Origin of the sequence: Wenzhouxiangella sp. XN201, assembly GCF_011008905.1 — a bacterium.
Taxonomy (GTDB): domain Bacteria; phylum Pseudomonadota; class Gammaproteobacteria; order Xanthomonadales; family Wenzhouxiangellaceae; genus Wenzhouxiangella.
The window spans coordinates 1725803-1749962 of sequence record NZ_JAAIVI010000017.1 but is presented as its reverse complement, the minus strand read 5'-3'; the positions used below and the strand labels follow the sequence as shown (position 1 = coordinate 1749962).

Sequence of the window (24160 nt, the reverse complement as noted above, 5' to 3'; positions counted from 1 at the left end):
CCTTGCAGTCTTTTGTCCGAAGCTTAGCGGCGGGGGGCGGTCATTACACCGGCCAAAAGTCATGCTGTCCCCGTATTCAGATTGCACGCCGCGATGTCATCTCCGACCGACTGCAGCCGGAAACCGGGTCAGGCAGACAGGCCGGAAAGTCGGCTTCAGCCCGTCGTGGGTGCGGTGTCGGCGAACGCCGGGTATGTCCTCATGCGCTGAAGAAAGCTCTCGAGCCGGGGATGATCGGTGAGGCTGATGCGCTTCCGGAATAGCCCCCAGTCCAGGAAGCAGCCCAGGCGCAGTTCGCCGTCGGTGTAATGGCTCGACTGCGCGGGCAGGGTGGCGGCAAAACTGTCCAGGGCGTCGAGCGTGTCGCGAACGCGTTCGCTCTGGCGGCCGAGATAGCCGCTTTGCTCCGGCGTGAGGCCGTCCTTCTCGAGCAGGAACAGGTTGATGGCGGTGTCCAGCGCGGTGTTGGTCAGCGCGAACAGATCGCAGTCGTCGATATTCGGCAGGAAATCCTGGCCGGCCGATTCGCGGACGAATTTGAGGATCGACAGGGAGTCGTTGAGAACGCGGTTGCCGACTTTCAGGAACGGCACCCGCTTGGCCGGCGCCAGCCGGGCGCTTTGTGCGTAGTCGGTTTGGATCAGTTCGAAGTCCTGTCCGGTTTCGACCAGCGCGATGCGGCAGTGGCGAACATAGGGAGACGTGTAGGTGCCGTAGAGTTGCGTGGCCATCGGGCGGTCCTCCGGGTCTTGGGGTTGCTGCGCTGATGGTCCTCAATCTACCGTATGATTTGCGGCCATGTCCGCCTATTTCGTCATCATCTCCCTGATCGTGGTCGGGCGTTTGCTGGCGTCGCTGTTTCCGGCCAGCGCGCCGGAAGTGCTCAACCGCGTCGTGATCATGCTGTGCCTGCCGGCGCTGATCTTCATTCATGTGCCTACGCTGGAAGCCAGCACGGCGTTGCTGCCGTTGGTGATCGTGCCCTGGGCCCTGCTGGCGGTGAGTATCGTGCTGGTGCTCTTGTTGGCGCGCTGGCTGGACCTGCCGCGTGAGGCCGTGGCCGTCCTGTTATTGCTGCTGCCACTGGGCAATACGTCATTTCTGGGCTTTCCGCTGGTCGAGGCCTTACTGGGAGCCGAGTCGGTTCGCTACGCCGTGGTCTATGATCAGTTCGGTTCCTTCCTGATCGTGTGTACGCATGCGTTGTTCGTGTTGGCCTGGTTCGGCAGCGGGCAGCGCCCGGCGGTGAGCGACATGATCAAGAGGATTGCGACTTTCCCGCCCTTCATCGCCCTGGTCGGCGCGCTTTTGCTGGGCAATGCCTGGTTTCCGGACTGGCTGATGGCGCTGGCCGACAATTTTGCCGACATGCTGCTGCCGCTGGTGACCCTGGCCATCGGCATGAGCCTGCGCCTGCGGCTCGTGCCCGAGTACCGCCGGCCGCTGGTCATCGGCCTGCTCAGCAAGCTGCTGATCCTCCCGGCGGTGGCACTGGGGATCATTCTGCTGCTGGATACTCGCCCGGATATTGCCCGGGTGGCATTGCTGGAAGCGTCGATGCCGCCGATGATTACCGCCGCGGCACTGTTGTCATCGGCTCGGCTGGCGCCGCCGCTGGCTTCGGCCCTGGTGGCCTGGGGTGTCCTGTTGTCGGCCGCAACGGTTCCAATGTGGTACCTGCTGGCCATGCGGCTGTTATCGTGATGCCATGACCATGCAGCAACGGGGGCAGGCACACAGAAGACTGCGCCGGGCGACGGCGGCGGCCCACCACCAGCTCGACCATCACCCGCTGCTGCAGCGCTTGCTTGGCCCGGATCTCAGGCATGATCAGTACGCGGAGTCACTGGCGGCCTTGTACCGTCCGCACGCCCAGCTTGAACGACTGGTTCATGAAAGCCCGCAGCATGCCGAGTCGGCATTTGAATTGTCTGCGCGTGTCGAGCGACTGGAAGCGGATCTGCGCGAATTGGGCTGGTCCGTTCCCCCGATCCCGCAAACCCCGCCGGACCCGTCGGAAGACCGTGCGACCTGGTGGGGCAGGGTTTACGTGCTGGAGGGATCGCGTCAGGGCAGTGCGGTGATTGCGAGGTGCGTCCAATCCAGTCTGTGCGATACCGTACCGTGTCGATTTTTCGGTCAGGCCACAATTTCGGACGACCACAAGACCTTGCTGGCGACCCTCGAACGCGAACTGGAAAGTCATGCAGCTCTCGAGCAAGCTGTCGCAAGCGCTCGAGCAGCATTTGCCGCCTACAAGGCCGACCTGGATGCCTTTGCATGCGGGAAACGCGACGTCGAAATGCGATAAATTGGCTGCCAGTGGCGGCGCATCGAGAGAAATAGGGAACATGGACGAGCGGGAACTTCAATCCGCGCTCGAAGCCTGTGAGCGAGAGCCGGTGCATATCCCGGGAGCGATTCAGCCGCACGGCGCGCTGATCGCCATGGATGAAAATCTCCAGCGGGTGCGCCAGGTCAGCGCCAATCTCGAATCCATTGTCGGTGTGGCGGTCGAGGATGCGCTAGCCATGACCCCCGAGCGCCTGTTGACTCGCCGCTGGCTCGATCAGATCCGCACCCAGCTCGATTCACCCAATCGCTACGGCGCGCTGATGGTATCGCTGCGTATTGGCGGTCGGGCGCGGCGTTTTCGTCTGCTGCCCTATCGCAGTGGTTCACGCGTGGTGGCTGAACTCGAACCGATGTCTGGCCATCCTGAACGCTGGCTTTTTGGTGCCCTGGCTGACTGGCAGACCGAGTTGTCCGGTTACAAGACGCGTGACGGCCTGCTCGGGGCGCTGGTTGCCCTGGTGCGTGATCTGGCCGGCTACGATCGGGTGATGGTCTACCAGTTCGATGAGGACTGGAATGGCAGCGTCGTCGCCGAAAGTCTCTCTGAGGGTGCCAACAGTTATCTCGGCCATCACTTTCCGGCCAGCGACATTCCTGCGCAGGTGCGTCGTCTCTATAGCATCAAACGCGTGCGCGATATCCCGGATGCAAGCGCCGAAGCCGTTCCGCTGGTGCCGGCGATCGACCCGGTTGACGACTCGCCCCTCGATCTTTCTCGCGGCATACTCCGAGCGGTTGCACCCATTCATGCCACGTATCTGGCCAACATGGGTGTGGCGGCGTCGATGTCGATTGCATTGCACCTGGATCGCCGTTTGTGGGGGTTGTTGGCCTGCCATGCCGTGTCGCCCAATGTGTTGCCGCCGGCCTTGCGCGACGGCCTGCGTGCCATGGTCCAGACGGCCTGCTTCCAGCTTGAACTGATTCAGGCCCGTGAGGAAGCCGTACTGATTCAGCGGGCCAACGACAGTCGCGACATGCTGGTCGATCAGCGCGGGGAATTCTCGGAGCCGGAAGACATTGTGGCGCGGCACGGACCCGCCTGGCTGGAGGTCTTTCGAGCCGGTGGGGCGGTGCTGTTGGCCGGAGATCGGGTTGCCACCGTGGGCAAGGTGCCGGATGCCGAGTCCATCGAAGCCATCGTCGACTGGCTGGGCAAGCATCATTCGGGTGAGCTGGCCTGGTCATCAAACGAATTGGGTCGAACCGGCCTGGCGGCGCTTTGCCAACCCGTCCGGGCCGCCGGGATGCTGGCCGTCCCGCTGCCGATACGAAACCCGCGCCACGCCTGGCTGCTGTTCTTTCGGCCGGAAAAGGCGGAAACCCGAGTCTGGGCGGGTAACCCCGAAAAGGCCGTCGACCGGGAAAGCGGCCGGCTGTCGCCGCGCCAGAGCTTCGAATCCTGGAAGGAGACCGTGCGCGGGCAGAGCGCCCCGTGGCGGCCGGTGGAACTGCGCGCCGTCACTGACCTGGCCAGCGACCTGGCGGTGCTGATCGCCGCCGGTGAGATCAGCCGGCTCAATCAGCGGCTCGAGCGCCTGGCCACCAGTGACCATCTCACGGGGCTGTGGAATCGTTATCGGATGGAGGAGGCCATCGACCATGAAATCTCGATGGCTGAACGCTACGGCCGGCATTGCGCGGTGATCATGTTCGATATTGATCACTTCAAGCGCTTCAACGACACCTGGGGACATGACGCCGGTGATGAAGTGCTTGTGGCGGTCGCACGGTCCGTCTCGGCCCAGCTGCGCGACACCGATCACGTGGGCCGCTGGGGCGGTGAGGAATTCATCGTGCTGGCGGCCAATACCGCCCTCGAGGGCGCGACTTGCCTGGCTGAACGATTGCGCGTGGCAATCGAGGCCCTGTTGATCCATGACTACGGCCCGGTGACTGCCAGCTTCGGCGTGGCCGTACACGGAGAAAACGAGCAGCGTCGGGATCTGCTCAAGCGCGCCGACCTCGCCCTGTACGATGCCAAGGAGGGTGGCCGAAATCGGGTGGAAATTGCGGGGGATTAGCTAAGGGTCGCTTTCGCTGGTGATGCGTGGGTTCGGGCCACCCGAAGTCCGGGTGGCCCTGTCCATCTTGCGCCTTGCGGGCTTATTCCTGGAAGCGGTCGTGCAGCAGGCCGTCTTCGCGTACGAGGAACAAGCTGGAATCGACTGGCGCAATGCTCTGCGATGTGGCTCTAAGCTGGTACTGGCCCAGCATGTCGAGCCTCAGGTCGGAGAATATGGCGAAGCCGTCTTCCGACAAGAGCGTCGTCGTTCCGCTCAGTGTGGCACCTGCGGGACCATCGATGATTTCGATGGTGATATTGGCGTCGTAATCCAGTACCGGATCGCCGAACTCATCCACGAACTCCACGATGACCGGGCCGCGTACCGGAAAATCCTGGACGCTGTTGGCCGGCTGTGTTTGGAATGCCAGGGCTGAGGCCACACCCACGTCTCCAGAGGTCTGCACGAACACCACGCTGGCGGTGTTGCCAATGGGGTTGCCATCAAGGGTGCCGGTGATCTCGGCCGTGCCCACGGCGGTCTCGGAAGTCAGTGTGGTGATGAACTGGCCATTGGCATCGGTCGTGCCGCTGGTGTCGCTCAGCGTGCCCAGCGTGGTCGACAAGGTGACCGGCAGGCCGGATTCAGCCATCGGCTCGCCGTCGGCATCACGGACTTGCACGGTGACGGCGGTGCTGGAAATACCATCGGCTTCCAGCTCGTCGTCGGCGGCCTCGATGGAGGACGAGCTTGCCTCGACGACGGTGTCAACGAAGTCCACGGTGGCCGTGTTGCTGATGGCTTCGCTTGCCAAGGTGCCGGAAACCGTGGCGGTACCCGTCGCCAAGGAGGTCAGCGTGGTGATGAACTGGCCATTGGCATCGGTCGTGCCGCTGGTATCGGCCAGTGTACCCAGCGTGGTTGACACGGTGACGGCATGACCGGGCTCGGAGGCCGGGTTGCCGAAGGCGTCCTGTGCCTGAACGGTGATGGTGGCGGACGAAGCGCCGTTGGCGATGACTTGGCCCGGATCCGCGCTGATCTCGCTGTTGGTGCCGGAGACCGCTCCGGCGTCGATGCGGAACGAATCGGAGACCGCCGCGGTCAGGCCCGAGGTGTTGGCGGTAAGCGAGTAGTTACCGACCAGATCGATGCTCAGGTCGCTGAAGCTGGCCAGGCCGTTGACTGCCGAAACGGTGAGTGTGCCCGACAGGGTGGCATCGCCGGCTTGCGTGAGCTGAACGGTGATGCTGTTGCTGGCGCTTCCAACCCGGTTGCCATTTGCGTCTACGACTTCGATAGCCGTGGAAAACGGTACGCCGGCCTGGCCGTCGGCTGGTTGCTGAGCAAAGCGCAGCCGTGTTGCCGCACCGGCCACGTACTCGACCTGGGCGGTGTTGCCGATGTCATCACCCAGCACCCGGCCGGAAATGGTGTCGATACCGGCTGTGGTCGGGGCGGTGAGCGTGGTGCTGAACTGTCCATTGGCGTCGGTCTGACCGCTGGCGGGGGCCAGCGATCCAAGCTCGGCAAAGACCTCTACATCGACGCCGGCTTTCTCAACTACAGCGCCGCTGGCATCGCGCAACTGCACGGTGACGGTGGTGCTGTCGGTGCCGTTGGCAGTCAACTGGCTGGCGGCGGCGGTGATGGTGGATTCCAGCGGATCGATGTTGGAGTCGACGAACTCGACGCTGGCGGTGTTGCCGATGGCGGCGCTGTCCAGTGTGCCGGTGATTTCGGCCAAGCCGGTTGTTATCGATGAGGTCAGGCTGGTCTGGAAGCGGCCGTCGCCGTCGGTCACGCCGGATTCCGAGCCCAGGCTGCCCAGCGTCGTGGACAGTTCGACGGGCAAGCCGGCCGCGGCGACCGGGTTGCCGAACTCATCGCGCACCTGGACGGTAATGGCGGTACTCGAAGCGCCGTCGGCCGGCAATTGGCTGTCGGCTGCGGAAATCGTGGAACCCTGGGCGTCGGCTGCACCGGCGACGAAATTCACCGTGGCCGAACCTTCGATATCGAATCCGTAAATGGTGCCCGTGACGGTGGCGGTGTCGGCGGTCGTCGATGACTGAAGCTGCTGGGTGTAAGTGCCGTCGCCGTTGTCGACGACCGATCCGAGCAGGGTGCCGGCATCGGTTTCGATGATGACTGTGGCGCCGCCGGTGCTGATGTTGTTGCCGTCCGAATCGCGGGCCTGGACGGTGATCGTCGAGGTCGATGCGCCGTCGGCAGTGATCTCGATCGGGTCGGCGCTGATCAGGCTGTTGAACGGGTCGGTGAGCGAACCGACGCGAGCGCGCACGGCCACGGTGTGGGTGATCCAGGGCGGAGAGCCGTCGGCAAAGCCCAGGACGACGTCGTTACCGGTGGAAGTCGGGGCATCGTCGACCCGGTAGTCGCGCAGGGCGACCGTGACCGGGTCGGGATTGTTGACGTTGTAACGCAGCGTCGTCGATCCGGGCTTTCTGACGTCCGCAACCGCGCCGATCGAGTAGAGATTGATGACGTTGCCCGGGTCGGGCACATCCACGCCTGGAACCTTCATCGCGGTGCTGTTGCCGTGCTCGGAGGCGATGGCCTGGACCGGGTTGTTGAAGTCCACCCCCGAGTACCGGGTGATGGCGCCGATGGCGGAGATATCCTGGTCGAACACCCACTGGAAGGCCGTGCCCGGTGCCGGGATCGTGCCGGGATTGCCGACGATCTGGTAGAACACGGCGTGGCCGAGGGCGTTATCGCGATCCTCGCGAACCAGCAGCTGCCAGTCTTCGGGTACATCGGTGATATTGACGCTGCTGCCGCCGGTAAAGGCAATCTGGGCGATCAGGAAATCTCCGAGGTTGATCGATTCGGGCACGGTAATGCCGATCTGGCCGTTGGCCACGCTCACCGCGGTGTTGTGACCCAGGTAATCGACTGGCTCGTAGTCTTGCGCTACGGCCGAGACGGTGAACGCCATCAGGCAGCTGGCCAGGAATGCGTAGGTCAGAGTAGCGGAGGTCCTGCGAACGGACTGCAGGGCCCGTACGGGCAGATTGACAGACATGGTGATCCCCTTTTTTCAGTTGAAATGCTTCAAATCCCCTCTGGCACTTGGGCCCGCGGGCATTGCAACAGTCCCGGCCGAATCCACCTTTCGAGCCGGAAATGACGCAACTTAGCGGGAATTTATACCAGAAATGTGAAGTATGTCAAATAATGGTGTCGGGGATTTGATGGGGTGGTGGAAGGGGGTTCCACTCTGCTGTCCCTCATATTCGTCATCCCGGAAGCTGCGCCAGCAGCTATCCGGGACGACGAGGCAAGGAATTGGGTTAGAACGGCGCGTGCCCCGGCGTCCGCGGAAAGGGAATGACGTCGCGGATATTGGAGAGTCCGGTGATGTAATTCATCAGGCGCTCGAATCCCAGACCGAAACCGGCATGCGGGACGGTGCCGTAGCGGCGCAAGTCGATGTACCAGCTGTAGGTTTCGGCGTTCAGGTCATGCTCGGCCATGCGGCGCTCGAGCACGTCCAGGCGTTCCTCGCGCTGCGAGCCGCCGATAATCTCGCCGATTCCGGGGGCGAGCACGTCCATCGCGGCGGCGGTCTTGCCGTCGTCGTTCAGGCGCATGTAGAAGGCCTTGATCTCGTCGGGGTAGTTCTTGACCACGACCGGCGCCTTGCAGTGCTGTTCGGTCAGGAAGCGTTCGTGCTCGGTCTGCAGGTCCAGGCCCCATTCGGCGGGGTATTCGAATTTCTTGCCGGAGGCCTTGAGGATGTCGATGGCCTCGGCGTAGGCCATCTGCACGAACTCGGTCTTGACGAGCCGCTCCAGGCGCGTGACGGCCTCGGGTTCGATGCGTTCAGCGAAAAATGCCATGTCCTCGCCGCAGCGCTCGAGCACGCGCGTGAACACGGCCTTGAGGAAATCCTCGGACAGGTCGGCCAGGTCGTCGAGATCGGCGAAGGCGACCTCCGGCTCGACCATCCAGAACTCGGCCAGGTGGCGGGCGGTGTTGGAGTTTTCCGCCCGGAAGGTCGGGCCGAAGGTGTAGACCTTGCTCATGGCCAGGCAGTAAGCCTCGACATTGAGCTGGCCGGACACGGTCAGGAAGGCTTCACGTCCGAAGAAATCCTCACCGAAGTCGACCTTGCCGTCGTCGCGCCTGGGCAGGTTCATCAGATCCAGTGTCGAAACCCGGAAGAGCTGGCCGGCTCCCTCGGCGTCGGACGAGGTGATGATGGGCGTATTGACCCAGTAATAGCCCTGCTCGTCGAAAAACTCGTGGATGGCGCGGGCGGCGGCGTGGCGCACGCGGGTGACCGCGCCAAAGGTGTTGGTGCGCGGCCTGAGGTGAGCGATGCTGCGCAGGAACTCGAAGCTGTGCTTCTTGGGCTGAACCGGGTAGGTGTCGGGGTCGGCCACCCAGCCGATCACCTCGATTTCCCCGGCCTGAATCTCGAGCGACTGGCCGCGGCCCTTGGATTCGACCACGCTGCCGCGGCAGATGAGCGAACAACCCGAGGTCAGATGGCGAATCTCCTCTTCGTAATTGGCCAGTGCCTGGTCGGCCACCAGCTGCAGATTACCCTGGGTCGAACCGTCGTTGAGGTGGATGAAGGAAAACCCGGCCTTGGAGTCGCGGCGGGTGCGAACCCAACCCTGGACGGTCACTTCCGAGCCGACGGCGATTTCGCCGCCGAGCACCTTCTTGATGCTGGCAGTCTGCATGATTTTGAGAATCCTTTTCATTGAATCGCGACGAGCGAGCCGCAATAATACCCAACATGGCAACGGCAACCCAAGAAAACGCGAGCAAAACCGGCATTCTTCTCACCGAATCGGCAGTCGAGCGTGTGCGTGAATTCCTGACCCGGGATGGCGGCATCGGCCTGCGCGTCGATATCCGCCGCACCGGCTGTTCGGGCTACGCCTACGATGTCGGCCTGGCGCACGAGGTCGACGAGTCCGATCACGTCTTCGAGCAGGAAGGCCTGAAGGTCCTCGTCTCCGACAAGGCCATGCCCATGGTCGCCGGCACCACGGTGGATTTCGTCAACGAGGGGCTGGTGCGCGAGTTCCGCTTCCGCAATCCCAATGTGACCGGGGAATGTGGCTGTGGAGAGAGTTTCACCGTCGGCAAGTAGCAACATCTCCCGCCTTGAATGCGGAACCACGGAAAGCACGGAAAGCACGGAATTTTGGAAATTTCGGGTATCGAGGTGCTGTCGCATCGCGCTGTTAGGTTCGTAAATTCCAGAACTTCCGTGATTTCCGTGTCTTCCGTGGTTTCAGAAAGGTTTGGTGCAACCGAGCGCACGGTGTAAAATGGTGGGATTTACCCGCCGGAGCCCGCCAACATGCGTTTGATCGAAGAAGCCCTGACTTTTGACGACGTTTCATTGGTTCCGGACTACTCGGAGCTCCTGCCCAAGGACGTCGACCTGTCCACCCGCATCACGCGCGATCTCAAGCTCAATATTCCCCTGGCTTCGGCGGCCATGGACTCCGTCACCGAGGCGCGGCTGGCCATCGCCATGGCCCAGGCCGGCGGCGTGGGCATCATCCACAAGAACATGAATATCGAGCGCCAGGCCGAGCAGGTGCGCATCGTCAAGAAATACGAGGCCGGCGTGATCAAGGACCCGTTCACGGTCGATCCGCAGACCACCATTCGCGAGGTCATCGAGCTGACCCGCCGGCACAACATCTCGGGCGTGCCGGTGGTCGACGGCAACGAGTTGGTCGGCATCGTCACCAGCCGCGACATGCGCTTCGAGAAGAAGCTCGACGATCCGGTGCGCAACATCATGACGCGCAAGGACAAGCTGGTCACCGTGCAGGAAGGTGCCAGCCAGGACGAAGTGCTCGAGTTGCTGCACAAGCACCGGATCGAGAAGGTGCTGGTGGTCAACGCTAATTTCGAGCTCAAGGGCCTGATCACCGTTAAGGACATCCAGAAGTCGCGCGACTTCCCCAATGCCGCCAAGGATTCAGCCGAGCAACTGCTGGTCGGGGCGGCTGTCGGTACCGGCGGCGATACCGAGGACCGGATTCAGGCGCTGGTCGCGGCCGGCATCGACATCGTGGTGGTCGACACGGCCCATGGCCACTCCAAAGGGGTACTCGAGCGCATCAAGTGGGTCAAGAAGACCTATCCCGACGTGCAGGTGATCGGCGGCAACGTATCGACCTCCGACGGCGCCCGTGCGCTGGCCGATGCCGGCGCCGACGGCGTCAAGATCGGGCAGGGTCCCGGATCGATCTGCACCACCCGGGTCGTCGCCGGCATCGGCGTGCCGCAGGTCAGCGCCGTGGCGGCCGCTTCCGAAGCGCTGCTCAAGCACGATGTGCCGGTAATCGCCGATGGCGGTATCCGCTTCTCCGGCGACGTGGCCAAGGCACTGGCGGCCGGCGCCTCGAGCGTGATGATCGGCGGACTGCTGGCCGGTACCGAGGAAGCCCCGGGCGAAGTCGAGCTTTACCAGGGTCGTTCCTACAAGAGCTATCGCGGCATGGGTTCACTCGGCGCGATGGAGAAAGGCTCCAAGGACCGCTACTTCCAGGCCGAGGCCGATGCTGACAAGCTGGTGCCCGAAGGCATCGAGGGCCGCGTGCCCTACAAGGGCCCGATCAGCGGGGTGGTGCACCAGCTCATGGGCGGCCTGCGCGCGGCCATGGGTTACGTCGGTTGCGCCAGCATCGAGGAAATGCGCACCCGCCCGCGCTTCGTGAGAATTTCGGCCAATGGCGTCCGCGAGTCGCACGCGCATGATGTTTCAATCACCAAGGAAGCACCGAATTACAAGCTGGGCTAATCCCCTGTCGTCCCGGAAACCGCGAACGCGGTTATCCGGGACCTCGCACGATTCGAGCGGCACTGAGCCGGGCCGACTAAGAAGAATTCTATGAGCAACTGATATGAGCCGAGTCCCGAGTCCCGAGTCCCGAGCCCCGAGTCCCGATATTCATCGCCACCGCATCCTGATCCTCGACTTCGGATCCCAGTACACCCAGCTCATCGCCCGCCGGGTGCGCGAGATCGGGGTCTATTCCGAGATCATGCCCTTTGACGTGGGAGATGAAGCCATTCGTGACTTCGGCGCCAGCGGCGTGATTCTCTCCGGCGGGCCGGAGTCGGTGGCTTTCGACGACAGCCCGCGTATCCCGCCGCTGGTGTTCGATCTGGGCGTGCCGGTACTCGGTATCTGCTACGGCATGCAGGCCATGGCCGCACACTTCGGCGGGGCGGTCAGCCCTTCTGACGAAAAGGAATTCGGCTACGCCGAAGTCGCGCTGAGCGAGCCCGGGCGATTGTTCGCCGGCATCGAGGACCGCGTCGCCGACGGCCAGGGCCTGCTCGAGGTCTGGATGAGCCACGGCGACAAGGTCAGCGGCCTGCCGGATGGTTTCGTGACCACCTGTACGACCCCGTCGGCACCGATTGCCGGCATGGCCAACGAGGACCAACGGCTCTACGGTCTGCAGTTCCACCCGGAAGTGACCCACACCAGCCAGGGCCGGCGCATTCTCGAGCGTTTCGTGCACGATATCTGTGGTTGCGAGGCCACCTGGACCACGGAAGCGATCATCGACGACCAGATCGAGCGGGTGCGCGAACAGGTCGGCAAGGACTCTGTGCTGCTGGGCCTGTCCGGTGGGGTCGATTCATCGGTGGTCGCCGCACTCCTGCACGAGGCGATCGGCGATCAACTGCTGTGCATTTTCGTCGACACCGGCCTGTTGCGTTTTCAGGAAGGCGACGAAGTCATGGCGATCTTTGCCGAGCACCTGGGTGTGCGGGTCGAGCGCGTCGATGCGCGCGATCAATTCATGAACGCACTGGCCGGCGTGGCCGACCCGGAAGAAAAGCGCAAGATCATCGGCCGCGAGTTCATCAAGGTCTTCGACGCCGCCGCCAGAAGTCACCAGGAAGCCGGCTGGCTGGCGCAGGGGACGATCTATCCCGACGTAATCGAATCGGCCGGGGCCAAGACCGGCAAGGCCAAGGTCATCAAGTCGCACCACAACGTCGGCGGATTGCCCGAGGACATGAACCTCAAGCTGGTCGAGCCGCTCCGGGAGCTTTTCAAGGACGAAGTGCGCAAGATCGGCGTCGAACTGGGCCTGCCCAAGTCGCTGGTCATGCGCCATCCCTTCCCGGGACCGGGCCTGGGCGTGCGCATCCTCGGCGAGGTCAAACCCGAATACGTCGAACCGCTACAGAAGGCCGACCATATCTTCATTTCCGAACTCAGGAAGGCAGGCCTCTACGACCAGGTCAGCCAGGCTTTCGCCGTGTTCCTGCCGGTCAAGTCCGTCGGCGTGGTCGGTGATGCGCGTCGCTACGAATACGTCATCGCATTGCGGGCAGTCGAAACCATCGACTTCATGACCGCCCGCTGGGCCTACCTCGACCACGACTTTCTCGACCATGTCTCGCGCCGCATCATCAACGAATGCGACGGCGTCTCGCGCGTGGTCTATGACATCTCGGGCAAACCGCCGGCGACGATCGAGTGGGAGTGATCAGGCGAGCCCTGCCGACCCTACTTGATTCTCATATCGTTCTTGACGGATTCCACACCCTTGATGTTGCGGGCAATGCGCACGGCTTCATCCATAGCCGCTTGAGATGAGACGAATCCGCTGAGTTGCACGATACCCTTGAAGGTCTCGACGTTGACTTCGCGGGACTTGACGATGTCACTCTTGACCAGCTCGGTTTTCACCTTGGTCGTAATCCAGGTGTCGTCGATATATTCGCCGGTGCTTTCTTGAGTTTCACTTCCTGCGCAGCCGACGATCGTTAGTAGCAGTATCGCGAGCAGCGATACGGAAAACTTATTGATGCGATTCATGGCGTTTGTTCTCCAGTTGCCGTTATGGCTGGAATCGATTGTGAGGCCGTCGCGAAGCGTGATCTGTGCGCCGGCGTACACAACGGCAATGGAATGAAACGGGTGGTTGGACGTGCCTTGGAGCGGCAGATAGCCGCTCCAACGGTTAATTACGGCCGCGCCGAGTCGCGAACCTCATCGTATTTGCCAGCGGCCCTGGGCTTTGCGGTGGAAGCCTTTGAATGACCCTCGGCTACTGGATATAGCCCAGGGATTTCAGCGTTTCGATTTCGTGGTCGGTCAACTCGACTTCGGTGGGTTTGATCTCGCCGGCCAGGAACTCGCCTCGCAGCGAATCGAGATAGGCCAGAAAGGCTTCATTGACCTCGGGTGAGTCCAGGCGCCGTTCGGCGGAGGGGCGAACGCGCGGGTCGAACACCGTGGTCTCGCCATCCCGGGTCTTGAACTTGAGTCCGTCGGCGTAGATCGCCGTCGATTTCACGTCATACCAGTCCGGCACCTCATCCATGTCGTGCCAGAGCCGGATCTCCGCAAATATTTCGCGCTCCGGGTCTTCACCGGACTGGCTGGAGAGATAGGTCATCAGCGACCGGCCCTGTACCCCCGGCAGATCGATTTCGAGCGCGGCCCTGGCAATGGTCGGCGCCAGATCGATCATGCTCACGGTATCGTCTACTCGGCGCCCGCCCTGGTCAGAGCGAAAATCGCGGATGATCAGCGGCACGTGGAGCACGTCTTCGCGCAGCGTCGGGCCGTGGCCCATGTTGCCGTGCTCGCCCAGGCCCTGGCCATGATCCGAGGTCACGATCACGATGCTGTTTTTCAGTTTCCCGTCGGCTTCGAGCCGATCCAGAACGCGGCCGATCAGTTCGTCGGCAAGCTTGATCTCGCCGTCGTAGAGGGCGTTCATCGCCGCCACGTGTTCGGGTGAGGCAACGATCTCGTCGCTGCGGCCACGCAGTTCCTCGCCGCTCGCCCCGTCGGCCAGGAAGCCGTCGTAGCCGGTTTCTTCCATCCACTCGCGCGAGTACTCGGTCAGGTCGTACGGGCTGTGGGGCTCGAACAGGTGCAGCCACAGGAAGGCCGGATCGGATGAGCCGGACTGATCGCCGATCCAGTCCAGGGCCATCGCCGTGGTTTCCTGCCCTTCACGGATCGGTTCCCGCTCGTCGCCCTTGACGAATTCGCGATCGCTGACGACCTCGAAGCCGCGGTCGAGTCGGCCGCGGAAGTGCATGCCCTTGTAGCTGACAAAAGACGCCGTCGAATAGCCGGACTTCGACAGCAGCTCGGTGACCACCGGAATTTCCTCATCGAGTTCGAGCCCGTTACGCCGCAGCCCGTGGTAGCGGGGGTACAGTCCGGTCAGCATTGACGCGTGGGCCGGCCAGGTGGTGCCCACCGGCGTGACCGCGCGCTCGAACACCACACCGCTTTCGGCCAGGCGGTCGAGATTGGGGGTCAGGTTCTTGTCGTAGCCATAGGCGCCCAGACGGTCGGCGCGCAGGGTATCGATCGTGATCAGGACGATATTGGGCGAGCCTGCATCATCCTCGCTGCAAGCGGCCAGGAACACTGTGATGAATGCGATGCCCAGAAGCAGGCCTGGTCTGAATCTGCCATTCGTTTTCATGGTTGCTAACTGCCTTCTCGGTGTTTTCAATCCGCAACTGCGATCTTGCTCTCAAGGGCCAGGAACATGCGCTCGTCATGCTCGTCCGAACTGGGGTCCGATTGTTTCGTGTCACCGGCACGATAACTTGCCCGCACAGTCCAGCCACTGCGTTCGGCCAGCCTGATCAGGCCCGGCGCGGAAAATATCCAGAAATTGGTCGGGTCATTGTTGCATTCTTCGGGATCAAGCAGATAGGCCAGCGGGGCATTCTCCAGCTCCAGCTGACCGTCGACCGTCTGCCGCGCGATGCGAGTACTCAGGAAGCAGAAGCGGCTGTGCCTTGCCAGCGTCTCCAGGATGTAGAAGGGGTTCTTGAGGTGGTAGAGGATGCCCAGGAAGAACACCACATCGTAGCGTTCGGACGGTAGCTGGAACTGAGCGTCGAGATCCACTTCGTGAATGGCAACGTTGTTCGAGCCCAGGCGCTCTCCGAGTGTTCGGGCGCCTTGCAGGCCGTTCCAGTTGGTCGTTGGCCAGTCGATCAGGTCGACGGTCAGGCCCAGCTGCTCCAGAAAGTAAGCGAGATCGCCGTCGGCGCCGCCGATATCCGCCGCATGTCCCGATCGGAACAGGTCGAGGGCGCTTTCGGGGAGCTGCCCCTTCAGGTGATCGATATGCCACAGATTGGACAGGATGTCGTAGGCATACCAGGTTTGATCCGGCGCGGGAGGCTCCGCCTTGGCGGCTTCGAGTTTGCGCTTCCATTGGCCCGCCTGGTCGAGCAGGTCCTGGTAGCTGGACCAGTTGGCGTCGATGTGGTCGCTTGGTTCTGACATCAGGTATTCCTGTGGAAAAGCATCATGCAACATAACCCAGCCGGCTCGCGACGGGCCTGGTGATCGTGTACAGCTGCTCGAGTTCTTCGTCGGAAAAATCGGGTTCGTAGTAGTCCGGCGCCGTGATCCGACTGACATAGTCCGAGATCAGCGGCTCGGCCCGGGGGATATCGAGTTGCAGGTGGTCGAGCAGTTGCCGGATTGTCGCTTCGGGATCCCGACAGAGGTCTTCGTATCGCAGCAACAGGACCGCTGACTCAAGATCTCGGTCATGCTCGAGCGCATCGAGCACGTGATTGTAGATCGAGTTCCAGTAGAGCGCCCATCCTGCGACCGATCGGCCCGCCTGCCAGTGCTCATGAATCGTCCGAGCGTTTTCGCCATCGCCGATACGGACTGCGCACCGTCCGGGACCGAATTCGAAATGCCCTGACATTCTCAATTGCCGGTCCACGCGCGGATCTTCCATGTTGGCCTGCTCGAACAGGCGATCCTGCTTGACCAGGGAGGCGACCTGGTTGATCGGGTTTCGAACCGGCACGACCAGGCGTGCATCCGGAAAGACCTTCCGGATGTAGCCAAGCCGCGTGGCGTTGTAGTTTCCCTTGGCCAGGTAGCGGCTTCGCTTGCGCACGAGCAAGAGCTTGCGGATGTGGTCGCGGTAGAAGCGCTCGAACGCCGGATTGTCGGTGTCTCTCGTGAGGGACTGATCAAGCGCGGGGTCATGCAGGTGATCGAAAAAATGCATCCAGATCACTTCCTCGACCGCCTCCGGGCTTTCGTTGCTGATCATGATGCGATCGCGGTGGGCCCGCTCGACAGCTTTAGCCGGCTTTCGCTGGCTGCGCTGGGCCAGCCAGTTGCGCCAGTAGGGCGTGTAGACGTTGGGAAAGTCGCTGTAGCGATGACTGGTGACGTCCGGATGGCGCGACAGCATCTCGGTGACGATCGTGCTACCTGCCCGCGGCACGCCGGCAATGTAGATCGGCTTCTCGATCGCCACCTGCTCGATGTCGTCACGCAGCACTGAGGATTCGATACTGGCCAGACGCCGCCAGGCCGGTGCGGTTCGCGCGAAAAAGCGAGCCCGCCAGTGAAGCATCGTCGGCACGTGTTGGCGCTTGTCTGCGGAAGCTTGAGTCATGGTCTGCGAAGGCGATCTGGATCGGAAGGCGCTGTGGGCGCGCTTGCAAATGACGCTAGAATGATTCCTTTCCCAGAGTCATGCCGGAACCCAGCGTAATGTATCAACTCTCCGTCCGCCTGCTTGGTGTTTTTTCGCTTTTTGCCCTGGCCGCTTGTTCGGACGGATCGCGTACCGAACCGGCTTCCAACGATGCGGATCCCGACAGCCCGCCCGAAGTCGTGTTGATTGGTGTCGACGGTGCCGAGTGGCAGGTGATCGAGGATATGGTGGAACGCGGTGAGTTGCCGGGTTTTGCGCGGCTGATGGACGAAGGGGCGTTCGGCCATCTGATCAACCCCGGCCCGCAAGTCTCGCCCGTGGTCTGGACGACTTTCGCGACCGGACACTTCGGCACGGAGCACGGCATTCTGGATTTCGTCTATCCCTTCAGCAAGGGCTCGGGCAAGCAGCCGGTGGATGTGTCCCTGCGGCGCCAGCCCGCGCTGTGGAACGTGCTCGACGCCCACGACATGCAGTCGACCGTAATCGGCTATTTCGTCTCCTGGCCGGCCGAGGCGATCGATGGGCGCATCGTGTCCGACCGCGCCTTCCAGAACCTGGATCACGCCGTCTGGCCGGAGACGCTCGAACCCGTATCCCAGGAAGTTCGTCGCTCGGTCTTCAGGGAAGAATCGAGCCTCTACGAGCGATTCTTTCCCTGGCCGTATGAAGCGGCCCAGGCCGAGGACGAATCCAGCCCCTATCACTTCGCTGCGAAGATGGTCGAGGGGCGCGTGGACAGCCGTATCCGTTCCGATGAGTACCTGCGCCGCATGACCGATCACTTGTTCGACGAACCCGCCGATCTGCTGGTCAGCTATTTGCGCATCGTCGATATCGTCAGCCATTCGTTGTGGAAGTACTACGATGCCAGCGATTGGGAGGAAAAACCGGCTTCCGAAAAGGTCGAACTGCTTGGGGGCGTACTCGAGGAGTCCTATCGCTATGCCGACGAGCTAATCCAGCAGGCATTGGAGACTTATGGCGGCCGCTCGAATATTTTCGTGATCTCCGACCATGGTTTCGGTTCGGGTACGGGGCGGTACCAGCCCAGGGCCAGCGACTTGCTGACCGGCAACCACCGACCCAACGGCATATTCCTGGCGCATGGCCCGGCCATCGAACCGGGCCGCGCCGAACCGATCACCATCATGGAAATCTATCCGACGCTGGCGTACCTGCTCGACGTGCCGATCTCCGACGAGATTCCGGGCTCCGTGGCCTATGCGCTCATTGCCGAGGCCTTCTCGGAAGAGCGTTCGCCGCATTTCGTTGAGCGCTACGACTTCAACTGGAATGCGCCGGGCGCGCAGGAGGTCGATGCCGACGCCCAGGCCGAGGAGATGGAGTCCTTGCGTGGGCTGGGCTACATCGGGGAGGGCGTGACGCTCGCCGACGCTTCGTCCGCGGGTGAATTCGACTTCTGGGGTGCGGAGACCCGACTGCTGGTGGGCAATCTCCACGGCAATGTCGTCTACTACCTGATTCAGGAAAACCGCGCCGCAGCCGATGCCGCCACCAATGCGCTCAAGCGCAACGCCCCCCATTTGCTGCCGCAGCTGCTTGCCCGGGTACGGGCCAAGGTGCATTCCCTGCGCCGCGAACTGCCCGATGGGGATGGACTGGCGCCGGGCATGGAAGACTTCATCGAGGCCCACCAGGGCACGGCTTCGGGCGAGCCGACCGAAGCGGAATGATCCGCAAGGATCAGAGCACCCGGAACACGCCGATCTCGAGCGTCTCGCCCGACGCTGGATCGTGCAGCGTTAGCCGGTGATCGCCTCGCTCGAGCTCGGCGTAGTGCGGCACCCGGGCGGTGACCAGGCCGGTGCCGACCGTCGTCGGAAGCGGCTCTCCGTCCAACCGTAGCCGGGTACCCTCGGGCGCGCAGCCGATGCGCACCCAGAAGGCCGCGCCGCCGTCGGGCTGTTCGTTGAAGGCCTGGCCCTGGTTGGCGTGATCCGGGCCCCAGCGCTCGATCTGGCAGAACACCTCTGATTCGCTGCCGTCGGCCAGCGTTGCGGCCGGCGGCCTGGGGCGGACGGTCAGGTAGCCGATCTTCTGGGCGACGTTGCGAGCGGTATCGACCATCAACAGCGGATACATACCCGGCTTGCCGATGATCTCGTCCATGTAGTCGGGTTCCAGGCTGGCTGTGACCACGCCGGATTCGAAGTGCGTGGCCAGCAGTTCGCCGTCGAGCATCAGGCGGGTGGAGCCGGGCACAGGTTCGGCGATGCGCACCCAGAAGCCGCCGCGGCCGTTGCCGATGGGATTGAAAATCTCGCCCTCGATCGTCTCGTCCGGCCCCCAGCGCTCGATTTCGGCGAATGGTTCGAAAGCCAGATCACCCTGTTCGGTTCGCTTCGGCTCGCTCAGGCCTTGCTCGGTTGCCGCGGCGGCCAGCAGCAGGCACTCGCTTCGGGCGAGCTGCCAGCCACCGATGTCGATCCGTTCACCCGCGGCGAAATCGCTTTCGATCAGGGTTAAAAGCGCCGCCTCGAGTGTCGTTGCCGAGGTCGACTGCAGCTGTTCCAGCAGCGTGGCCAGCGGCCTCGGGTCGGCAACCTCGGTGGCACAGACCGGTCCGACGAATTCGATGCCCTCCAGTCGCCCGGCCAGTTGCCGAAGGGCTGCGTGCGCGCCCTCGTCGGACGGGGCGGTGGCCAGCGCCGGATCGGGGTCGCGGCCGCAACCGCCGAGCAACCCGAGCTGGAGCCCGATAAAGCTCATTCCGGCAGCCTGCACGAAGGTTCTGCGCCGCATCGCTCAGCCCTCCAGGTTCCGGTGGAGGTGGTCGGCCATGCGTGCGGCCAGCGCGACGATGGTCAGGGTCGGGTTCGAGAACCCGGCACTCGGATAGACCGAGCTGCCGGCGAGGTAGAGATTGTCACGATTCCACACGCGGCCGTCGGGATCGACCACACCGAAATCCGGGCTCGCCGACATGCGGGTCGTGCCCATATGGTGAAAGCCCACACCCACGAAATCGTCGTCGCTCGGCGGGTCGCGGCGATCCCATTTCACGCGCGCCTGCTGCCTGCCGCTGATCGCCTCCATCCAGCGCTCGAACAGGCCGATGACAGGCTTGAAGTCGTCGACCGGGAGATGCCAGTGCAGGTGGGGCCGGCGCAGGCCCAGCGCGTCGCGTTCGGCGGTGAGCGTGATGCGGCTCTCCGGATGCGGCGTGGGTGCGTTGATCATGCTCAGCGCATACTGGCCGCCGGGGCGATCACCGGTGACCGGATTGGTCCAATAGGCCGGGGGGAGCATGTCATCGGGCGCCGTGGCCGAAACCAGCAGGCATGAATTGGGCCCCGCCGTGCCCGGTTCGGGGGCGATGACGGTCATCAGATCATCGTCCGGAAGTTGCCCGCGCTCGTATTGCAGACCTTCGGCGGCGAGCATCGCGCCGGGCGTAAAGCCGAAATGATCCATGAAGCAGCGGCCAACCAGGTCGGACTGGTTGCCCGGCACCGGGTCCTGGTTGAGCAGGAAACGGGCATTCTCGACCCCGCCCATGGCGATCACGAACTGCTTCGCCCGGACCGTGCAGGTGTTTCCGTCGAGCGTGACCGCGCGTGCGCTTCGAACGCGACTGTCGGACTGTTCCAGGGACACGAGATTCAGGTTGACCCGGCAGTCGAGATTTTCAGCAGTGGCCAGCGCCTCCTCGTAACGGGTGCCGAAGCGCGTCGGTGGGCTGAAACGGAAGACCCGGTGACGGAAACCCGTACCGTCGAGCTCCAACAACCTGGCCCGCTGCTCAAGTTCGATCCTGGCCGGTTCATACTCGGCGCTGCCCACTTCGCACCATTCGGCTGCTGTGTGGTAGCCGTCGGCCAGTTCGTCGGTGCCGATCGGCCAGCCGGGCAGTTCACCGGCCGGTTGGTCGCTGAAGTCGCGCTCGTCGAAGGGGCGTACCCAGCCGCCCCAGTGGTTGGTCGTGCCGCCCAGCCAGCGAAGTCGTGACCCGGTCAAGGGATAGGAGCGGCCGCTGGTGGTGTTGTCGTAAACCGACGCCCCGTCTCCGGGCGACTGCCGGCCGCCGCCCTCGATCAGCAAGACCTTCCGTCCCTTTTCGGCCAGCGTCAGCGCCAGCACGATTCCGGCCGGACCGCCGCCGGCGATCGCGATATCGGCTTCCAGAACCGGCGGCAGGTCTTCTCGGGCGTCAGTGATCACGAAGTGCGACAGGCCAGCTACAACAGCGAGGCAGTATAACCAAGCGCCGGGCCGATGTCGGCCGGGTAGGGTGCCGGTTTCAAAGGGTCTATAATCGCGCACTCGCTGAATAAAACCGGAGTGTTTCCATGCGGATGAAGTTCGTCCTCGGCCTGATCGTCCTGCTGCAGACCGCGCCAGTCCTGGCCTACATCGGCCCCGGCTCGGGCATCAGCCTGCTGGGCGGCCTGTGGGGCGTGCTGGTGGCGATCGTGCTGGCCGTCGGCGCGGTGCTGATCTGGCCGGTCCGCTACATGTTCCGGCGCCTGCGGCGCAAGCGACGCGACGCGCAGGGTACGGATCCCGCCGAGCCGGCCGACCCGGTCGAGACCGAACAGTCTTCCAGCCGGTCCGAGTGACCCATGGCGTTCACCCATGAATTGCGGTGCCACCCGGCGCTGATCGGAGCCTTGCTGGGCACTTTGGTGCTGGTCGGATGCGGCGGCGATCCCGAACCGGTCGATTCGCGCGTCGTGGTGCTCGGTTTCGACGGCATGGACCCGGTGCTCGCGCAGCGGTGGATGGAAGCGGGCAAGCTGCCCAATTTCAGCCGCCTGGCCGCCGACGGGCATTTCCAGGAACTGGGGACCAGCAACCCGCCGCAGTCGCCGGTGGCCTGGTCGAGTTTCGCCACCGGCCAGGGGCCGGGCGAGCACGGGATCTACGACTTTCTGCGGCGCAATCCCGAGACCTATACGCCCGACTTCTCGATTTCGGAAAACATCCCGCCGGATCGTTTCATCAAGCTGTTCGGACTGCAGGTGCCGCTGGGCAGCGGCGAGGTGATCAATCGCCGCAAGGGCGAACCGTTCTGGCTCAAGGCCGAGCGCGATGAAGGGGCCCGCGCTTCGGTGCTGCGCATCCCGGTGACCTATCCGCCCGACGACATCCACCGCATGCTCTCGGGCATGGGTGTGCCCGACCTGCTCGGCACCCAGGGCACCTACACTTTCTACACCACCACGCGCCTGGGCGATGCCGGTTCGAGTACGCGTACCGTGCGCGTCCGCCCGGACCGGCAAGGCCGCATCGAGTCGGATTTCGAAGGGCCACCCGACCCATTGCTCGAGTCGGCTGAGCCGATGACCGTGCCGCTGGTGATGACGCCTGGTGAAGAAGGGGCGCGGGTGCGGCTGGGTGACGACGAAGTGACGCTGGCCGAGGGTGAATGGTCCGACTGGATCCGCGTCGAGTTCCACGTGACCGGCCCGGTCAGCGTGAGCGGCACCGTGCGTCTGCTATTGGTGCAGGGCTATCCCCAACCACGCCTGTATGTTTCGCCGATCCAGATCGATCCCGAGAATCCGGCCGTCGAAATCGCCTCGCCGTCGGGCTACGCGGCCGATCTGGTCGAGGACATTGGACTGTTCCACACCATCGGCATGCCCGAGGAGACCTGGTCGCTTAACGAGGAACATATCTCGGATGCCGCCTGGCTGGAGATGGAAAAAACCATCCTGGCCGAGCGCGAGGCCATGTGGTACGAGACCCTGGACAAGCATGACAGCGACCTGGTGGTCGGCGCCTTCGTGCAGACCGATCGGGTCACGCACATGTTCTACCGCGGGCTCGACGAGCAGCATCCGCGCCACACCGACACCGATCCGGCGCACCGCGACGCGGTCGAGTGGATCTATCGCGAGGCCGACCGCATTCTGGGCGAGACCCTCGATCGGCTAGGGCCCGACGATCGCCTGATCGTGATCAGCGACCACGGATTCGCGCCCTTCCGCAAGGCCGTGCATCTCAATCGCTGGCTGGTCGACAACGGCTACCTGGTGCTCGAGGATGGCGCGAGCGAGTCCGACGTGATCTTCTCCAGCGTCGACTGGAGCCAATCGCGCGCCTATGCGCTGGGTCTCAACGGCCTGTTCCTGAACCGCGCGGGTCGCGAAGGGCAGGGCATCGTCACCGACGACGATACCGACGACCTCCTGGTCGAGATCGCGGCAGGGCTGCAAGACTGGTCCGATCCCGATACCGGTGAGGGTGTCGTGCGGCGTGTGTTCGATGGCGCGGAGGTCTATCCCGGCGGCGAGCGGGATGATGCACCCGACCTGGTGGTCGGCTACGAGCGCGGCTATCGCGCGTCCTGGCAGACCACCCTGGGCGCGATTCCGAAGCCGCTGATGGAGCCCAATCGCCAGAAGTGGAGCGGCGACCACTGCATCGATCCGGCGCTGGTGCCGGGGGTGCTGTTCGCCAACTTCCGTCCCGAGGTGGAAGTCGGCTCGATCCAGGGCGTGTGGCAGCTCACGCGGCGCCAGATCCGGGAGGATGAGGGATGAGCAATCTCGGCATTCTCGACTGGCCGGGCATCGTGTTCGGGTTCGTCAACGATCTGCTGCTTTTCGTCCTGCCGCTGCCGCTGACCCTGGTGTTCTGGGCCTTCGTGTCGGGCTGGGCGACGATGTGGGTCTACCGCGCCGTTTCCAACCAGGACAAACTGGCCGCCCTCAAGCCGCAGGTCAAGGCCGTTCAGGACAAGCTCAAGCGCTATGACGGCGAGTTTTCCGGCCTGATTCCCCTGATCCGGGAAAACTTTCGGCTGTCCGGCCACCATATCGGCCTGGCCATCGGCCCGGCCATTGTTGCGGGCATTCCGGTGCTGTTCGTGCTGGTGTGGGGTTCGAACGAGTTCGGCGTGCATTTTCCCGAGCCGGGTGAACGGGTGAATGTGGCCGTATCCAGCGAGGCGGTCGAGCGGGATGCGGGCAACTGGCGCTGGGTCGACACCGAAGCCCGGCACCTGCCTTCGGCCGTCGACGAACCGCTGCGCTGGCGGCTGAGCTGGCCTGAAGAGACCGCGCGGCTGGAGACAGGCGGTGGCGAAGCGGCGCTGGAGTTGCCGCTGGAGACCGCGGCGCCGATCATCCACAAGCGCCAGTGGTGGAACCTGCTGATCGGTAATCCAGCCGGTTACCTCGCACCCGATAATCCGGCCGATTCGATCCGCATGGACCTGCCCGCCCACGAGATCCTGCCGCTCGGTCCGGACTGGATGCGCGGCTGGCTGTTCAGCTACTTCGTGTTGCTGATCGCCGTCTCGCTGGGTTTCAAGTTCTATTGGAAAGTCCACTAGGCCCGGCT

Annotated in this window: 19 protein-coding genes; 10 read left to right on the top strand and 9 right to left on the bottom strand. The window is 63.4% G+C overall.

All coding sequences use genetic code 11. The annotated features are described in order from the left end of the window. Window positions 1–155: 155 nt before the first annotated feature. Window positions 156–731, bottom strand: coding sequence for a glutathione S-transferase family protein (locus tag G4Y73_RS08240; protein ID WP_164231066.1), 576 nt, complete (start codon window positions 729–731; stop codon window positions 156–158). A 67-nt stretch (window positions 732–798) separates the two neighbouring features. Between G4Y73_RS08240 and G4Y73_RS08235 the strand changes: the two genes are divergently transcribed. The 3 genes from G4Y73_RS08235 to G4Y73_RS08225 are packed head-to-tail and all read left to right on the top strand — an operon-like array spanning window position 799 to window position 4379. Then, window positions 799–1704, top strand: a complete 906-nt coding sequence (locus G4Y73_RS08235) for an AEC family transporter (RefSeq protein ID WP_164231065.1) — start codon at window positions 799–801, stop codon at window positions 1702–1704. A 4-nt stretch (window positions 1705–1708) separates the two neighbouring features. Further along, window positions 1709–2311, top strand: coding sequence for a biliverdin-producing heme oxygenase (locus tag G4Y73_RS08230; protein ID WP_164231064.1), 603 nt, complete (start codon window positions 1709–1711; stop codon window positions 2309–2311). Window positions 2312–2351: 40 nt separating this feature from the next. After that, window positions 2352–4379, top strand: a complete 2028-nt coding sequence (locus G4Y73_RS08225; protein WP_164231063.1) for a sensor domain-containing diguanylate cyclase — start codon at window positions 2352–2354, stop codon at window positions 4377–4379. An 82-nt stretch (window positions 4380–4461) separates the two neighbouring features. Here the strand turns inward: G4Y73_RS08225 and G4Y73_RS08220 are convergent, their stop codons facing one another. Together G4Y73_RS08220 and asnS are read right to left on the bottom strand one after the other, a co-directional pair. After that, window positions 4462–7410 (bottom strand): Ig-like domain-containing protein, encoded by a 2949-nt coding sequence (locus G4Y73_RS08220; RefSeq protein WP_164231062.1) that lies wholly within the window; start codon window positions 7408–7410, stop codon window positions 4462–4464. 268 nt (window positions 7411–7678) lie between these two features. After that, window positions 7679–9079 (bottom strand): asparagine--tRNA ligase, encoded by a 1401-nt coding sequence (asnS, locus tag G4Y73_RS08215; RefSeq protein WP_164231061.1) that lies wholly within the window; start codon window positions 9077–9079, stop codon window positions 7679–7681. Between the two features lie 56 nt (window positions 9080–9135). Between asnS and G4Y73_RS08210 the strand changes: the two genes are divergently transcribed. The 3 genes from G4Y73_RS08210 to guaA all read left to right on the top strand — a co-directional run bounded on the left by G4Y73_RS08210 (window position 9136) and on the right by guaA (window position 12877). Continuing rightward, window positions 9136–9495, top strand: coding sequence for an iron-sulfur cluster assembly accessory protein (locus tag G4Y73_RS08210; protein ID WP_164231060.1), 360 nt, complete (start codon window positions 9136–9138; stop codon window positions 9493–9495). A 213-nt stretch (window positions 9496–9708) separates the two neighbouring features. After that, window positions 9709–11166, top strand: a complete 1458-nt coding sequence (gene guaB / locus G4Y73_RS08205; RefSeq protein ID WP_164231059.1) for an IMP dehydrogenase — start codon at window positions 9709–9711, stop codon at window positions 11164–11166. Between the two features lie 103 nt (window positions 11167–11269). Further along, window positions 11270–12877 carry a glutamine-hydrolyzing GMP synthase gene (gene guaA, locus G4Y73_RS08200; RefSeq protein ID WP_164231058.1) on the top strand — a complete coding sequence of 536 codons (1608 nt, stop codon included), beginning with the start codon at window positions 11270–11272 and terminating at the stop codon, window positions 12875–12877. A gap of 20 nt (window positions 12878–12897) precedes the next feature. Here the strand turns inward: guaA and G4Y73_RS08195 are convergent, their stop codons facing one another. The 4 genes from G4Y73_RS08195 to G4Y73_RS08180 all read right to left on the bottom strand — a co-directional run bounded on the left by G4Y73_RS08195 (window position 12898) and on the right by G4Y73_RS08180 (window position 16762). Then, a complete protein-coding gene (locus tag G4Y73_RS08195; protein ID WP_164231057.1) occupies window positions 12898–13209 on the bottom strand; it encodes a BON domain-containing protein in 312 nt (103 codons plus the stop codon). 232 nt (window positions 13210–13441) lie between these two features. After that, entirely contained in the window at window positions 13442–14842 is a 1401-nt protein-coding gene (locus tag G4Y73_RS08190) for a sulfatase (protein ID WP_164231056.1), read from the bottom strand. Between the two features lie 26 nt (window positions 14843–14868). Then, entirely contained in the window at window positions 14869–15660 is a 792-nt protein-coding gene (locus G4Y73_RS08185; RefSeq protein ID WP_164231055.1) for a methyltransferase domain-containing protein, read from the bottom strand. Between the two features lie 22 nt (window positions 15661–15682). Beyond that, window positions 15683–16762 carry a sulfotransferase gene (locus tag G4Y73_RS08180; protein ID WP_164231054.1) on the bottom strand — a complete coding sequence of 360 codons (1080 nt, stop codon included), beginning with the start codon at window positions 16760–16762 and terminating at the stop codon, window positions 15683–15685. Window positions 16763–16902: 140 nt separating this feature from the next. Between G4Y73_RS08180 and G4Y73_RS08175 the strand changes: the two genes are divergently transcribed. Further along, window positions 16903–18543 carry an alkaline phosphatase family protein gene (locus tag G4Y73_RS08175; protein ID WP_164231053.1) on the top strand — a complete coding sequence of 547 codons (1641 nt, stop codon included), beginning with the start codon at window positions 16903–16905 and terminating at the stop codon, window positions 18541–18543. A 10-nt stretch (window positions 18544–18553) separates the two neighbouring features. Here the strand turns inward: G4Y73_RS08175 and G4Y73_RS08170 are convergent, their stop codons facing one another. Together G4Y73_RS08170 and G4Y73_RS14275 are read right to left on the bottom strand one after the other, a co-directional pair. Beyond that, window positions 18554–19612 carry a hypothetical protein gene (locus G4Y73_RS08170; protein WP_164231052.1) on the bottom strand — a complete coding sequence of 353 codons (1059 nt, stop codon included), beginning with the start codon at window positions 19610–19612 and terminating at the stop codon, window positions 18554–18556. 3 nt (window positions 19613–19615) lie between these two features. Then, window positions 19616–21031, bottom strand: a complete 1416-nt coding sequence (locus tag G4Y73_RS14275; RefSeq protein WP_164231051.1) for a GMC family oxidoreductase — start codon at window positions 21029–21031, stop codon at window positions 19616–19618. Window positions 21032–21159: 128 nt separating this feature from the next. Between G4Y73_RS14275 and G4Y73_RS08160 the strand changes: the two genes are divergently transcribed. Genes G4Y73_RS08160 through G4Y73_RS08150 form a run of 3 tightly spaced genes read left to right on the top strand, consistent with a single transcriptional unit; the run spans window position 21160 to window position 24152 of the window. Next, window positions 21160–21429 (top strand): hypothetical protein, encoded by a 270-nt coding sequence (locus G4Y73_RS08160; protein WP_164231050.1) that lies wholly within the window; start codon window positions 21160–21162, stop codon window positions 21427–21429. Between the two features lie 3 nt (window positions 21430–21432). After that, the gene (locus G4Y73_RS08155) at window positions 21433–23358 is read left to right on the top strand and encodes an alkaline phosphatase family protein (protein WP_164231049.1); all 1926 of its coding nucleotides are present in this window, start codon (window positions 21433–21435) and stop codon (window positions 23356–23358) included. Further along, on the top strand, window positions 23355–24152 hold the full coding sequence (locus G4Y73_RS08150; RefSeq protein ID WP_164231048.1) for a hypothetical protein: 798 nt from the start codon (window positions 23355–23357) through the stop codon (window positions 24150–24152). The genes G4Y73_RS08155 and G4Y73_RS08150 overlap by 4 nt, the downstream gene beginning before the upstream one ends. The last annotated feature ends 8 nt before the right edge of the window (window positions 24153–24160 follow it).

Excerpts from the sequence above, each read along its gene's own strand:
- G4Y73_RS08240 (WP_164231066.1), bottom strand. The coding sequence starts at position 731 with ATGGCCACGCAACTCTACGGCACCTACACGTCTCCCTATGTTCGCCAC.
- G4Y73_RS08235 (WP_164231065.1), top strand. The coding sequence starts at position 799 with ATGTCCGCCTATTTCGTCATCATCTCCCTGATCGTGGTCGGGCGTTTG.
- G4Y73_RS08230 (WP_164231064.1), top strand. The coding sequence starts at position 1,709 with ATGACCATGCAGCAACGGGGGCAGGCACACAGAAGACTGCGCCGGGCG.
- G4Y73_RS08225 (WP_164231063.1), top strand. The coding sequence starts at position 2,352 with ATGGACGAGCGGGAACTTCAATCCGCGCTCGAAGCCTGTGAGCGAGAG.
- G4Y73_RS08220 (WP_164231062.1), bottom strand. The coding sequence starts at position 7,410 with ATGTCTGTCAATCTGCCCGTACGGGCCCTGCAGTCCGTTCGCAGGACC.
- asnS (WP_164231061.1), bottom strand. The coding sequence starts at position 9,079 with ATGCAGACTGCCAGCATCAAGAAGGTGCTCGGCGGCGAAATCGCCGTC.
- G4Y73_RS08210 (WP_164231060.1), top strand. The coding sequence starts at position 9,136 with ATGGCAACGGCAACCCAAGAAAACGCGAGCAAAACCGGCATTCTTCTC.
- guaB (WP_164231059.1), top strand. The coding sequence starts at position 9,709 with ATGCGTTTGATCGAAGAAGCCCTGACTTTTGACGACGTTTCATTGGTT.
- guaA (WP_164231058.1), top strand. The coding sequence starts at position 11,270 with ATGAGCCGAGTCCCGAGTCCCGAGTCCCGAGCCCCGAGTCCCGATATT.
- G4Y73_RS08195 (WP_164231057.1), bottom strand. The coding sequence starts at position 13,209 with ATGAATCGCATCAATAAGTTTTCCGTATCGCTGCTCGCGATACTGCTA.
- G4Y73_RS08190 (WP_164231056.1), bottom strand. The coding sequence starts at position 14,842 with ATGAAAACGAATGGCAGATTCAGACCAGGCCTGCTTCTGGGCATCGCA.
- G4Y73_RS08185 (WP_164231055.1), bottom strand. The coding sequence starts at position 15,660 with ATGTCAGAACCAAGCGACCACATCGACGCCAACTGGTCCAGCTACCAG.
- G4Y73_RS08180 (WP_164231054.1), bottom strand. The coding sequence starts at position 16,762 with ATGCTTCACTGGCGGGCTCGCTTTTTCGCGCGAACCGCACCGGCCTGG.
- G4Y73_RS08175 (WP_164231053.1), top strand. The coding sequence starts at position 16,903 with ATGTATCAACTCTCCGTCCGCCTGCTTGGTGTTTTTTCGCTTTTTGCC.
- G4Y73_RS08170 (WP_164231052.1), bottom strand. The coding sequence starts at position 19,612 with ATGCGGCGCAGAACCTTCGTGCAGGCTGCCGGAATGAGCTTTATCGGG.
- G4Y73_RS08160 (WP_164231050.1), top strand. The coding sequence starts at position 21,160 with ATGCGGATGAAGTTCGTCCTCGGCCTGATCGTCCTGCTGCAGACCGCG.
- G4Y73_RS08155 (WP_164231049.1), top strand. The coding sequence starts at position 21,433 with ATGGCGTTCACCCATGAATTGCGGTGCCACCCGGCGCTGATCGGAGCC.
- G4Y73_RS08150 (WP_164231048.1), top strand. The coding sequence starts at position 23,355 with ATGAGCAATCTCGGCATTCTCGACTGGCCGGGCATCGTGTTCGGGTTC.